Origin of the sequence: Dermatobacter hominis (assembly GCF_020715685.1) — a bacterium.
GTDB classification, from domain to species: domain Bacteria; phylum Actinomycetota; class Acidimicrobiia; order Acidimicrobiales; family Microtrichaceae; genus Dermatobacter; species Dermatobacter hominis.
On sequence record NZ_CP085840.1, the window covers coordinates 722,891 to 735,503 of the forward strand.

The following is a 12,613-nucleotide window of genomic DNA, read 5'->3' on the forward strand; positions in this document are numbered from 1 at the left end:
TCGTCGCGCGCCGTCCAACGCACGGGTGAGATGTTGCGGCGCCCCGGGGCCCCGGGTGCCGGCTCAGACCGGCGCCGGCTTGTCGGGCTGGTAGAGCCACTCGTCGAACAGGGTGTCGAGCTGGCGCCCGGACACCTTCTCGCTCAGCGCCAGGAGGTCCGCCGTGCTCACCGGCACCCAGGACGGACGGGCCGCCCACTGGCGGATGACCGTCCAGAACGCGTCGTCGCCGATCGTCAGCCGCAGGGCGTGGAGGAACGCACCGCCTCGGTAGTAGGTGGCGGCGGCGAACAGGTCCTCGGGGCCGGGATCCGCCGTGGGCACCGTCCAGAACGAGCTCGACGCCGGGATCGACATCACGAAGTCGTAGCCCGCCTGCGGCGAGTCGGTGCCGGTGTGCTCGCCCCAGAGCCACTCGGCGTAGGTCGCGAAGCCCTCGTTGAGCCAGATGTCGCGCCACTGGCCGAGGGTCACCTTGTTGCCGAACCACTGGTGCGCGAGCTCGTGGGCCACCGTCGACTCGTCGGGTGCCCCTGAGTAGATCGGACGGGTCTGGTTCTCGAGCGCGTAGCCCGCATCCGTGTCGTCGTCGACCACGGCGCCGAACGACGAGAACGGGTAGCGGCCGAACCGCGTCTGGAAGAAGTCGATCATCTCGGGCTGCTTGGCCAGCACCTCGGCCGTCGCCGCCTTGTCCTCGGCCGACAGGTCGTCGTCGACCGCGTTCAGGATCGGCAGGCCGGACGCGGTGCGGCTCCGGGTGATCGTGTAGTCGCCGGTGGCGACCATCGACAGGTAGCTCGCCATCGGGTCGGTCGCGACCCACTTCGAGGTGGTGCGGCCGTTCCGGGTGCTCTGCGACAGGAGCGTGCCGTTGGCGACGGCGGTCGTCCCCTGCGGGACCGTCACGGTGAAGCTGTAGGTGGCCTTGTCCTTCGGCGTGTCGTTCACGGGGTACCAGGTGCTGGCCCCCTCGGGCTCGTTGCCGATGAAGGCGCCGTCGTCGTAGGAGATCCACCCGTAGAGGGCACCCGTGTTGTCCTCGGGCTGGCCGGTCGTGCCGCCGTAGTCGACGACGACGATGAAGGGCAGGCCCTTGAGCAGCGGCAGCCGCGGCGTGACGACGAGCTCCCCACCGGTCTGCGTGAACCGGGCCGGCAGCCCGTTCACCGTCAGCTTGGCGACGGTGAGGTCACGGAGGTCGAGGCTGAACGACGAGAGCGTGGAGGTCGCGGTCGCGGCGACGATCGCCCGTGCGGTGAGCGCGCGGGTGGCCGGCGTGTAGTCCAGCGTCAGGTCGTAGTGGAGGACGTCGTAGCCGCCGTTGCCGGCCGCCGGGAAGTACTGGTCACCTCCCGAGGTGCTCCCGGGTTGGGGCTTCGGCAGCCCGCCGGCGGAGGCCGCGGGAGCCGCGACGAGGAGGACGGCGCAGCCGAGCACGGCGACGAGGAGGACACGGAGCCTTCGCATGGCCGCACGCTAGGAGGAGGCTGCGCCCGTGTCACCGGTGGATGTGGAGCGACCCCGGTGCTCGGTGGACGCGTCGCGGCGGACCGACCGTGGTGGGTGAGATCCGGGGCCCCCTACTGGCGGTAGTGCTCGACGGTGTCCTCGGGTCGGGCGGTCGCGCCGTCGGGGTCGGCGCCGTACTCCTCCCGCGCTCGGCGCTGTCGGAGGAGGTCCCAGCACTGGTCGAGCTGGCGCTCGATCTCGTCGAGCCGCGCCCGGTCCTCGTCGCCGAGCTCCGCGCCGGAGGAGATGTGGTCTCGGAGGCGGTGCTCCTCGTCGACCAGGTCGCCGATCCGGTTCAGCACTGCGTCGTCGTCCATGGCGGGCTCCTCGGGTGTGGGTGGTCGCCGCTGCGGCGGCCACAGGGGCAGTGTGCCGCACCGGCACCGTTTGTGAGGGCCGCACCGGCACCGTTTGTGAGGGCCGCACCGGCACCGTTCGTGAGGGCCGCACCGGCACCGCGTGTGAGGGCCGCACCGGCAGCGGAGGTGCGCGCTCCACCCGCGCTCGACGGGGTAGATCGTCTGCCATGACGAAGATGGAATGGAACAACCCCTCGCCGGCCACGTTCGACATCGGTGGCGACCTGACGGTCACGCGGCTCGGCTTCGGCGCCATGCGCATCACGGGCGAGGGCGTGTGGGGCGAGCCGGCGGACGTCGACGAGGCGCTGGCCGTGCTGCGGGCGCTGCCCGGGCTCGGGGTCGACTTCATCGACACGGCCGATTCGTACGGCCCCGAGGTCTCGGAGCGCCTCATCCACGACGCGCTGCACCCCTACGACGGCGTGGTCGTGGCGACGAAGTGCGGGCTCACCCGCCACGGCCCCGGGATCTGGGCGCCGCTCGGCCGGCCCGAGTACCTGCGGCAGGGGTGCCTCATGAGCCTCCGGCGCCTGGGTGTGGAGCGCATCGACCTCTTCCAGCTCCACCGCATCGACCCGGCCGTGCCCGCCGACGAGCAGTTCGGCGTCCTGAAGGAGCTGCAGGACGAGGGCCTCGTCCGCCACGTCGGGTTGTCGCAGGTGTCGGTCGACGAGATCGAGGCGGCGCGGGCCGTCGTGCCGATCGCGACCGTCCAGAACCTCTACAACGTCGCCGACCGGTCGTCCGAGGACGTCCTGGACCACTGCGACGCGAACGGCATCGGCTTCATCCCCTGGTTCCCGCTCGCGGCGGGCGACCTCGCGGCGCCGGGCGGCGTCGTGGCCGAGGTCGCGGCCGCCCACGATGCGACGCCCGGCCAGGTCGCGCTGGCCTGGCTGCTGCACCGCAGCCCGGTCGTCCTCCCGATCCCGGGCACCGGGTCGGTCGCGCACCTTCGCGAGAACGTCGCGGCTGCGGCGCTGACCCTCTCCGACGACGAGATGGCGCAGCTCGACCGGGCGCGCGGCTGAGGCGAGCCGGTCGGGCCGCCGCCCGGCTCAGCGCGGTCGGGGCGTCAGCAGCTCCTGCGCGTTCGTGCGCATGATGCGCCGCACGTCGTCGTCGTCGAGGCCCTCGAGCTCGGCGACGAACTCCGACGGCTCGGCGAGGCCCTCGACGTGGGGCCAGTCCGAACCGAACAGGACGTTGCCGACGCCGACGGCGTCGACGAGGTCGAGCACGTCGTCCTCGAAGAACGGCGAGACCCAGACGTGGCGGCGGAAGAGCTCGACGGGGTCCTCGCCGAAGGTGCCGGGCAGCTGCACGTGCAGCGCCGCGAGCTTCTTCAGGAGCGGCCGGACCCAGTCGGCGCCGGTCTCCACCGTGGCCATCCGCAGGTTGTCGAAGCGCTCGAAGATGCGGTCGGCCATGAACGACGCCATCGTGTCGCGGATCGGGTTGGCCGACAGCAGGCGCTTCAGCGTCGGCACCTTGAACGCCTGCATCTCCTCCGAGATGCCCCAGAGCTCCTCGTACGGGCCGTAGCCCGCATCGCCGCTGTGCAGAACGAGCGTCACGCCCGACTCGTCGAGCAGCGACCAGAACGCGTCGTGTCGGGGGTCGCCCGGGGTGCGCCGACCCTCGGCGCCCCAGACCGACGTCGGCCGCATCAGCACGACCCGCGCGCCGGCGTCGAGCGCCCACCGGAGCTCCTCCACCGCCCACTCGGGGTCGAGCAGCGTGACGTACGGCGCCGAGAAGATTCGGTCCTGGTAGGCCAGGCCCCAGTCGTCGTCGAGCCAGCGGTTGAACGCCCGGAACGCTGCGGTGCAGGCCTGCGGGTCCGACTCGAGCGCGGTCTCCATGCCCACGCCGAGCGTCGGCAGCATGATGCAGGCCTCCATGCCCTGCTCGTCCATGACCGCGAGCCGGGCGTCGCGATCCCGGTACTCGGGCCGCTGCTCGATGGGCTGGAGCTCGCCGAACGCGGCGCGGAGGTCGCCGACCCCGGACCGGGCGCGGAAGAAGTCCGAGAGCGAACCCGGCTGCGCGAGGTGCGAGAACGACGGGTTGGGGATGAACCGGTTGATCGAGCCGCCGACCAGGAGGCGGCGCTTGCCGTCGACGTCGGCCCACTGCATCGTCCGCTTGGCCATGGCGGGGTCGAGGTGGCGGGTGAAGGCGTCGGTCGCCTCGTAGTAGTGGTTGTCGGCGTCGACGATGCGGAAGTCCAGCACGAGCGATCCCCCTGGGTCGGCGGCCCGGCTCGGCGGCCGGGAGCAGCGGACCCGACACTAGAACGAGGTTCCAGTTCTTGCGAGGCGGCGGCCTACACTCGACGGACATGGACCGCCTCGTGCCCGACGCTCCCGACGCCGTCGGCCCCGGGTCGATCCGGCCCGCGGAGCCGACCACGGCGGCGCAGCGGGACCGGCGCCGGCGCATCGTCCACGCGGCGATGGACCTCCTGTCCGAGCACGGCTACGACGAGATCCAGATGCGCGACGTGGCGGTCGGCGCGGGCGTGGCGCTCGGCACGCTCTACCGCTACTTCCCCTCGAAGGAGCAGCTGTTCGCGCACGTGCTGCTCGAGTGGAGCGCGAGCTTCGACGAGGCGATGCGGCGTCGACGGCCCGAGCGCGGCACCGACGCCGAGCGGCTGCGGCTGCTCCTCCGCCGGGCCGTGGGGGCCTTCGAGCGGCACCCCAGCTACTTCCAGCTGCTGAGCGTGCTGGAGGTGTCGAAGGACCCCGCGGTCGTCGAGCCGTTCGCCGCGTACAGCCAGCGCTTCTTCGCTGCGGTCGGCGAGGCGCTCACCGACACCGCGCCCGAGGACGTCCCGGTCGTCACCATGCTGACCACGTCGCTGCTCAGCACCCTGCTGCGGGGCTGGTGGCTCGGCCACCACTCGATCCGCGTGGTCAACGCCCGGATCGATCAGGCGGTCGACGTGCTGTTCGAGGGCGCCCGCCCCCGGTGACGGCGTGCCGGTGCCCGGGCGCGGAGCGCCCGGACCCGAGGGTCCGGGGGCCGGCCGCCCTCTCCCGAGCAGCGTTCGGCGATCGCTCCGTCGACGGCCGGGACCCGACCGCCGAGCTGTGGTGCACCACCCGATGGGGCGACGTACCGGTGGTGCCGGGGCCATCTTCCCGGACCCGACGTGCCCCCGCTGCGGCGGGCGCCACGTTGCGAACGTGGAATGCTCCACGCGGCGCCCGGGTCCCGACCTAGCCCGAGCTCGCCTCGAAGCGCTCGACGTCGACGATCACGATCGTCCGCCGCCCGGTCGTCACGAGGCCCCGGTTGCGCCAGCCGTGCAGCGTCCGGGCCACCGAGTCGCGGGACGCTGCGATGAGGCTGGCCAGGTCCTCCTGGCTGAGCGGCAGGTCGATCTCGACGCCGCGCCCGTCGGGCGTCGAGCGCCCGTGGCGGTCGGCGAGCGAGCACAGGCAGTCGGCCAGACGGCGCGGCACGTCGTCGCCCATGTAGCTCACGCGGAACCGGTCCGCCTCGCGCAGCCGCCCGCTCAGGTGGGCGAGCAGGGCGAACGCGGTGTCGGGATCGGTCCGCACGGCCTCGCGCAGCTCGTCGCTCGAGAACTCCCGGACGGCGGTGGGCAGCACGGCGGTCACGCTGGCGGAGCGACCGCCGCCGTCGAGCGCGCCGACCTCGCCGATCAGCTCGCCGGCGCCGCGCAGCGCCAGGATCGGCGACCGACCGTCGGGGTGGGAGGACTCGACCTTGACGAGCCCGTCGAGCACCAGCCAGGCCCGGTTCGCGACGTCGCCCTCGAGCACGAGCACGCCGCCGGCGCGCAGCTCGCGCCGCCGACCCAGCTGCTCGAACCGCTCTTTCGACGGAGGCGGCAGCCGCTCGACGAACGTCGGGTCCTCTCCCACGTCCACTCCCACGCCCGGAGCCTGCCACGGCCGGCGGCGCGCCGGTGGGTTCTCCACGACGCCGCTCCGTCCGCGACGCCCGGCGCGGCGGCCGTCAGTAGCGCTCGGGCACGAAGGTCTGCGTGTCGATCGGCGGCCGGACGTAGCCGTCGCGGCGATCCGGGCGCGGCGGGAGCTCGACCGCCGGCGGATCGGCCTCGTCGTAGGGGATCTGCGACAGCAGGTGCCGGATGCAGTTGAGGCGCGCCGAGCGCTTGTCCTCGCCGTCGACCACCCACCACGGCGAGTGCCTCGTGTCGGTCGCGGCGAACATCTCGTCCTTGGCGTAGGAGTACTCCTGCCAGCGGGCGCGGGACTCGATGTCCATCGGCGAGAGCTTCCAGCGCTTGAGCGGGTTGTCGATGCGCTCCTGGAACCGCCGCTCCTGCTCGTCGTCGCTCACCGAGAACCAGTACTTGATGAGCACGATCCCCGAGCGCTGGAGCATCGCCTCGAACTGCGGGCACGACCGGAGGAACTCCTCGACCTCCTCCTCGGTGGCGAAGCCCATCACCCGTTCGACGCCGGCCCGGTTGTACCAGGACCGGTCGAACAGGACGACCTCGCCGGCCGCGGGCAGCTGCTCGACGTAGCGCTGGAAGTACCACTGGGTCCGCTCGCGGTCGCTCGGCGTGCCCAGCGCGACGACCCTCACCACCCGGGGGTTCGTCGACTCGGTGATGCGGGTGATCGCGCCGCCCTTGCCCGCCGCGTCACGGCCCTCGAACAGGACCACCACCCGTTCGCCCGTCCGGCGCACCCACTCCTGCAGCTTCACGAGCTCGATCTGCAGCCGCTCGAGCTCCGCCTCGTACACGTCCTTCTTGAGGCGGCCCGACTTCGTGTAGCAGTCGGGTCCGAAGACCCGGCCGTGCTCGCCGTCCTCCTCCGAGGACGGGTCGGTGATGTCGTCGCTCACGGTCGCGCTCGCTCCTGTTCGGCGTGGTCCCGGCCTCGATCGCACGGTACCGCAGCGGCCTCCGGGACCGGTCAGGTCCCGGCGAGCGCGTCCAGGGCCGCGAGCGCGTCGTCGCGCCGGGCCACGGGCACCAGCAGGTGGTCGTGGTGGAACCCGGCCAGCACGTTGCAGCTGATCCCCCGCGCCGCCAGCGCCGTCGAGACGGCCGCGGTCAGCCCCACCGCCTCGAGCGAGGAGCGCACGCCGAGCGTGATCCACGACCCGACGAAGTCGTAGGCGAGGCCCACCCGATCGGCCTCGGCCCGGGCCAGGACCACCGTGGTGCCCTCGTCCTCGACGATCGTCGCGGCCACGTCGACGCCGCCGAGCGGGGACGGGCCAGCGGTCGGCACCAGCGCCACCACGTAGTCGTCGGGTCGCACGGCGGGCCGCAGGGTGCGCAGCATCACGGCCAGGTCGGTCTCGGCTCCGGCGCCTGTCACGGTCCGCCCTCCTCGTCGGTCGCCCGAGACGGTAGGCCACCACCGGCGGTTTCTGACGCGATGTCAGATCCTGCGGCCCGCCGCCCTAGCGTGTGGGACCGCTGCACGTGACCTCGCCGGCCGCCCCCCGACCTGCGCCGGCCGTCCAGCGCCACGAAGGGAAGCCGACCGATGACCGATCCCGACCAGAACGCGCCCGACCCGTCCGACGCCGGGCTGGCCGCGGCGCGCGAGCGATACCAGGCGGAGCGGGCGAAGCGCCTGCGCGCCGACGGGATGGCGCAGTACACCGACATCGAGGGCGACTTCGCCGGCTACGACCGCGACCCCTTCGCGGACCCCGGCTTCCACCGCGACCCGATCCGCGACGACGTCGAGGTCCTGATCGTCGGCGGCGGCTTCGCCGGCATGCTGACGGCGATCGACCTGAAGGCCCGGGGCGTCACCGACATCCGCATCGTCGACAAGGCCGGCGACTTCGGCGGCACGTGGTACTGGAACCGCTACCCCGGCTGCATGTGCGACGTCGAGTCCTACACCTACCTCCCGCTGCTCGAGGAGACGGGCTACATGCCCACCGAGAAGTACGCGAGCGCGGTCGAGATCTTCTCGTACTGCCAGCTACTCGGCCGGCACTACGACCTGTACCCGCACGCCCTCTTCCAGACCGAGATCGACGAGGCCGTGTGGGACGAGGCGCGGCTCCGCTGGGACGTGACGACCAGCCGTGGCGACGTGCTGTCGGCCCGGTTCCTCGTGACCGCCGGCGGGATCCTCCACAAGGCCAAGCTGCCCGGCATCGCCGGCATCGCCGCCTTCCGGGGCGACGCCTTCCACACGAGCCGCTGGGACTACTCGGTCACCGGCGGTGCCCCGGGCGTGCCGATGGACGGCCTCGCCGACAAGCGCGTCGCGATCATCGGCACCGGCGCCACCGCGGTGCAGGCGGTCCCCCGCCTGGCCGAAGCGGCGAAGGAGCTCTACGTGTTCCAGCGCACGCCGTCACCGGTCGGCCAGCGTGACAACGGCCCGACCGACGAGGAGTGGTTCCGCAGCCTCCCCGAGGGGTGGCACGCCGAGCGGGTCCGCAACTTCACCGAGGCGGTCACCGGCAAGAAGCCCGAGCGGGACCTGGTCGGCGACGGCTGGACCCGGGTCATGTGGGACGACACGCAGACCGCGGTCGACGACCCGGAGCTGGCCGCCCGCCTCGAGCGCTCCGACTTCGAGACGATGGAGGCGCTGCGGGCGAGGGTCGACGAGATCGTCGAGGACCCCGAGACCGCCGAGCGGCTGAAGCCCTGGTACGGCAAGCACTGCAAGCGGGTGTGCTTCCACGACGAGTACCTGCCGGCGTTCAACCGCCCGAACGTGCACCTCGTCGACACCGACGGCCGGGGCGTGCAGGAGATCACCGAGCACGGCATCGTCGCCGGCGGCGTCGAGCACCCGGTCGACGTGATCGTGTTCGCCTCGGGGTTCGAGGTCACGACGGACCTCGAGCACCGGCTCGGGTTCGACCCCCGCGGTCGGGGCGGCGTGGCGATGAGCGAGCGGTGGCACGACGGCGCCCACACCCTCCACGGCATCCTCTCCGCCGACTTCCCGAACCTCCTGATGATCAGCCTCGTGCAGGCGGGCTTCGGGACGAACTTCCTCCACTTCCTGTCGAAGTCAGCGGAGCACGTCGCGTGGCTGATCGCGACGTGCGAGGAGCGCGGCATCGCCACGATCGAGGCCACGCCCGAGGCCGAGGAGGAGTGGTTGCAGCTGCTGCTCGGCGTGGCGATGGGCATCGCCGGCTACTCCACGAGCTGCACGCCCGGCTACTACAACTCAGAGCAGGGCCGCGACGCCAAGGCCGCCCGCAACCTCGTCTACACCGGCAGCCTGCTCGAGTACGCCGGGTACCTCGAGCGCTGGCGCGACGCCGGGGCGCTCGACGGCGCCCGGGTCGTCACCGTCGACGAGCACGCCTGACGCACCGGCGCCCACGTCGCCCGCGGCGGCGACGCTGCCGGGTGCCGATAGGTCTCAGGCCCGTCGACGTGACGCCGTCCGGGTCAGGGCACGACGTCCTGGTCGGCGTACTGCGTGCGGTACAGGTCGGCGTAGCGACCGTCCCGGGCCAGGAGCTCGGCGTGGGTCCCCTGCTCGACGACGCGTCCGCCCTCGACGACGCAGATCTCGTCGGCTGAGCGGATGGTCGACAGCCGGTGCGCGATCACGATCGCCGTCCGCCCGGCGAGGGCCACGGCCAGCGCCTCCTGCACCGCGTGCTCCGACTCGGCGTCGAGGTGGGCGGTGGCCTCGTCGAGCACGACGACGCGCGGCCCGGCCAGCAGCAGCCGGGCGATCGTCAACCGCTGGCGCTCGCCGCCGGACAGGCGGTAGCCCCGCTCGCCCAGGACCGTGTCGAGCCCGTCGGGCAGGGAGCGGATCACCTCGTCGAGGCGGGCCGCCGACAGCGCGTGCCAGAGCTCGTCGGTGTCGGCGGCGGGCGCGGCGTAGAGCAGGTTCGCCCGCACGGTGTCGTGGAACAGGTGGCCGTCCTGGGTGACGACGCCGACGGCGCGCTGCAGGTCGGCGAAGCTGAGGTCACGGACGTCGACCCCGCCGATGCGCACGGCGCCCGCGTCCACGTCGTACAGGCGGGGCACGAGCGACGCGATCGTCGACTTGCCCGCGCCCGACGGGCCCACGAGCGCCACCGTCCGGCCCGGTCCGGCGTGCAGCGAGACGTCGTGGAGGACCTCGCGGCCGAGGCGGTCGTCGAGCACGGACACCTCCTCGAGCGAGGCCAGCGAGATGCGGTCGGCGGCCGGGTACGCGAAGCGGACGTGGTCCAGCTCGACCGACACCGGTCCGGGCGGCAGCGGCCGGGGCCGCTCGGGCTCGCGGATGAGGGGCTCGATGTCGAGCACCTCGAACACCCGCTCGAAGCTCACCATCGCGGTCACGACGTCGAGCCGGGCGGTGGCCAGCGCCGTCAACGGGGCGTACAGGCGGTTGACCAGCAGCGCCAGCGTCACGATCGTGCCGGCGTCGAGCTGGCCCCGGACGGCGAGCACGCCGCCCAGGCCGTAGATCAGCGCGAGCGCCAGGCCCGACACGAGCGACAGGCTGCGCATGAACACCGCCGAGACGACCGCCGTGCGGACGCCGATGTCGCGCACCCGCCCGGCCCGGGCGCCGAAGGCCTCGGACTCCTCGGCGGGTCGGCCGAACAGCTTGACCAGCGTGGCGCCGGGTGCGGAGAAGCGCTCCGACATCTGCGACGTCATCGCCGCGTTGTGCTCGGCGGCCTCGCGGTCGAGCGCGCCGACCTTCGCGCCGACGCGCCGGGCCGGGACGACGAACAGCGGCAGCAGCACGACCGCCAGGAGCGTGATCGGCCACGACAGCCTCGCCATCACCGCAACGGTGAGGGCCACGACGATGACGTTCGTGACGATCCCCGCCAGCGCGGAGGTGAAGGCGCGCTGGGCCCCGATCACATCGTTGTTGAGCCGGCTGACCAGCGCGCCGGTGCGGGTGCGGTTGAAGAAGGCCACCGGCAGCGACTGCACGTGGTCGAACACGCGGCGGCGCAGGTCGAGGATGAACTCCTCACCGAGCCGTGCCGACACGAAGCGCTCGCCGACGCCGACGACCGAGTCGAGGAGCGAGACCACGGCGATCGCCACGGCGATCCCGACGACGACGCCGACGCCGGACCCGTCGACGATCTCGTCGACGGCGATGCCCGCCAGGACCGGGATCAGCACGCCGAGCCCGGCCGAGATCGTCGACAGGACGAGGTAGCCGGAGATCCGCTTCCTGTGCGGCCGGGCGAAGGCCGCCACCCGACCCCACGTCGCCCGGTCGACGGCCCGCCGGGGCCGTCCGTCGTCCTGCATGGCGCTGCGCAGCGCCATCCACGTGTTCACGTCGCTCATGCGGACGACCGTAGGACTTGAAGTTCACTTGAGGTCAAGGATCTGCGGGACTACCGTCGGTGACGTGGATCACCACCTGTCGATCGGGGCCGTCGCAGAGCGGACCGGCGTGGCCACTTCGGCGCTCCGCTACTACGAGTCCGAGGGCCTGATCACCTCGACGCGCACCGACGGCGGGCAGCGCCGCTACTCCCGCGACGTGATCCGCCGGGTGTCGTTCATCCGCATCGCCCAGGAGGTCGGCCTTCGCCTGGACGAGATCAAGGAGGCGCTCGACGCGCTCCCCGACGGCCGGGCGCCCACCGAGCGCGACTGGCACCAGCTCTCGACGTCGTGGCGGCCGCGGCTCGACGAGCAGATCGCCGTGCTCGAGCGCCTGCGCGACCGGCTCGACGCCTGCATCGGCTGCGGGTGCCTGTCGCTCAAAGTCTGCCGAATCGTGAACCCCGACGACGTGGCCGGCGATCGCGGCCCCGGACCTCGCTACGTGCTCGGGCCCGACGCGGGCTGACCGGGCCGCCCCGGCGTCGGCCGGACGCGGCGTCGCCCGCCGACAACGGCGTCGTCCAGATGGCGCGTGCCTCAGATGGTGTAGTCCTCGCCGGTCGCCCGGACGGTGACGTCGGAGATCGTGATGCCCCACGGCTGGTCGATCGCGTGGACGACCTCGGCGGCGATCGTCGCCGGCTCGATCGCCCAGAACCCGGGATCGTCCTCGTCGGTCGCCGCGCCCCCGAGCGTGCCCGACAGCGCCGCCATGACCTTGTCCATGTACGGCTCGGCCTTGGCCCCCGTGATCCCCGCGATCGCCGCCGGGTTGACGACCCCGGCACCGAGGCCGGTGCCCAGCACACCGGTCGGCCGCACGACGGTGACCTTGATCAGGCCCTGGGACTCCTTGCGGAGCGAGTCCGACAGCACGGCCACCGCCGCCTTGGTGGCGCTGTACACGCCCGACCCGGGCGTGCCGGCGCCGGCGTAGATCGACGAGATGTTGACGACGTGGCCCCGCCCCTGGGCCGCCATCCGGTCGTAGGCCGCGCAGATGCCGTGCAGGGTGCCCTTGAGGTTCACGTCGATGCAGCGGTCCCACGCCTCGGCCGCGTCGGCGTGGTCGGCGAAGAAGGCGAGCGGCATGATCCCCGCGTTGTTGACCATCACGTCGACGGCGCCGAACGCATCGACCGCCGCCGCCACGAGGGCGTCGACCTGTCCCCGGTCGCACACGTCGACGGTCACCCCGATCGCCTCGCCGCCGGCCTCGACGATCCCCCCGGCGACCGAGGACGCGGCGGCGCCGTCGATGTCGCCGACCACCGCCCGGGCGCCGCGCGCCGCCGCCATCTCGGCGATCAGCCGGCCGAAGCCCCCACCGGCGCCGGTGACCACCACCACCCGGCCGCCGAGGTGCGATCCCGTCGCGTCCACCTCGTCCCTCCCCGTCACCCTGCTGCGCCTCCCC

The 12,613-nt window shown here is 72.8% G+C and carries 12 protein-coding genes; 4 read left to right on the forward strand and 8 right to left on the reverse strand.

Annotated elements, in window-relative coordinates; genetic code table 11:
• Nucleotides 1-63: 63 nt before the first annotated feature.
• Together LH044_RS03395 and LH044_RS03400 are read right to left on the reverse strand one after the other, a co-directional pair.
• On the reverse strand, nt 64-1,470 hold the full coding sequence (locus tag LH044_RS03395; RefSeq protein WP_227758395.1) for a M1 family metallopeptidase: 1,407 nt from the start codon (nt 1,468-1,470) through the stop codon (nt 64-66).
• A 113-nt stretch (nt 1,471-1,583) separates the two neighbouring features.
• Entirely contained in the window at nt 1,584-1,829 is a 246-nt protein-coding gene (locus LH044_RS03400; RefSeq protein ID WP_227758396.1) for a DUF2630 family protein, read from the reverse strand.
• 209 nt (nt 1,830-2,038) lie between these two features.
• Here LH044_RS03400 and LH044_RS03405 point away from each other — a divergent pair, with 209 nt between their 5' ends.
• Nucleotides 2,039-2,905 (forward strand): aldo/keto reductase, encoded by an 867-nt coding sequence (locus tag LH044_RS03405; protein ID WP_227758397.1) that lies wholly within the window; start codon nt 2,039-2,041, stop codon nt 2,903-2,905.
• A gap of 27 nt (nt 2,906-2,932) precedes the next feature.
• Here LH044_RS03405 and LH044_RS03410 read toward each other — a convergent pair whose 3' ends face one another.
• Nucleotides 2,933-4,111, reverse strand: coding sequence for an amidohydrolase family protein (locus LH044_RS03410; protein ID WP_227758398.1), 1,179 nt, complete (start codon nt 4,109-4,111; stop codon nt 2,933-2,935).
• Nucleotides 4,112-4,218: 107 nt separating this feature from the next.
• On the opposite strand from LH044_RS03410, the gene LH044_RS03415 reads away from it, so the two are divergent.
• A complete protein-coding gene (locus tag LH044_RS03415) occupies nt 4,219-4,854 on the forward strand; it encodes a TetR family transcriptional regulator (protein WP_227758399.1) in 636 nt (211 codons plus the stop codon).
• Between the two features lie 247 nt (nt 4,855-5,101).
• Here the strand turns inward: LH044_RS03415 and LH044_RS03420 are convergent, their stop codons facing one another.
• From LH044_RS03420 to LH044_RS03430, 3 genes are all read right to left on the reverse strand, one after another.
• A complete protein-coding gene (locus tag LH044_RS03420; RefSeq protein WP_227758400.1) occupies nt 5,102-5,785 on the reverse strand; it encodes a Crp/Fnr family transcriptional regulator in 684 nt (227 codons plus the stop codon).
• An 82-nt stretch (nt 5,786-5,867) separates the two neighbouring features.
• A complete protein-coding gene (ppk2, locus tag LH044_RS03425) occupies nt 5,868-6,731 on the reverse strand; it encodes a polyphosphate kinase 2 (protein ID WP_227758401.1) in 864 nt (287 codons plus the stop codon).
• A gap of 71 nt (nt 6,732-6,802) precedes the next feature.
• The gene (locus LH044_RS03430; protein ID WP_227758402.1) at nt 6,803-7,213 is read right to left on the reverse strand and encodes an ACT domain-containing protein; all 411 of its coding nucleotides are present in this window, start codon (nt 7,211-7,213) and stop codon (nt 6,803-6,805) included.
• Nucleotides 7,214-7,384: 171 nt separating this feature from the next.
• On the opposite strand from LH044_RS03430, the gene LH044_RS03435 reads away from it, so the two are divergent.
• Nucleotides 7,385-9,193, forward strand: a complete 1,809-nt coding sequence (locus tag LH044_RS03435; protein WP_227758403.1) for a flavin-containing monooxygenase — start codon at nt 7,385-7,387, stop codon at nt 9,191-9,193.
• Nucleotides 9,194-9,276: 83 nt separating this feature from the next.
• Here the strand turns inward: LH044_RS03435 and LH044_RS03440 are convergent, their stop codons facing one another.
• On the reverse strand, nt 9,277-11,151 hold the full coding sequence (locus LH044_RS03440; RefSeq protein ID WP_227758404.1) for an ABC transporter ATP-binding protein: 1,875 nt from the start codon (nt 11,149-11,151) through the stop codon (nt 9,277-9,279).
• Between the two features lie 64 nt (nt 11,152-11,215).
• Here LH044_RS03440 and soxR point away from each other — a divergent pair, with 64 nt between their 5' ends.
• Entirely contained in the window at nt 11,216-11,662 is a 447-nt protein-coding gene (soxR, locus tag LH044_RS03445) for a redox-sensitive transcriptional activator SoxR (protein WP_227758405.1), read from the forward strand.
• Between the two features lie 71 nt (nt 11,663-11,733).
• On the opposite strand, the gene LH044_RS03450 is transcribed toward soxR, so the two are convergent.
• The gene (locus LH044_RS03450; RefSeq protein ID WP_227758406.1) at nt 11,734-12,597 is read right to left on the reverse strand and encodes an SDR family oxidoreductase; all 864 of its coding nucleotides are present in this window, start codon (nt 12,595-12,597) and stop codon (nt 11,734-11,736) included.
• Nucleotides 12,598-12,613 lie beyond the last annotated feature (16 nt).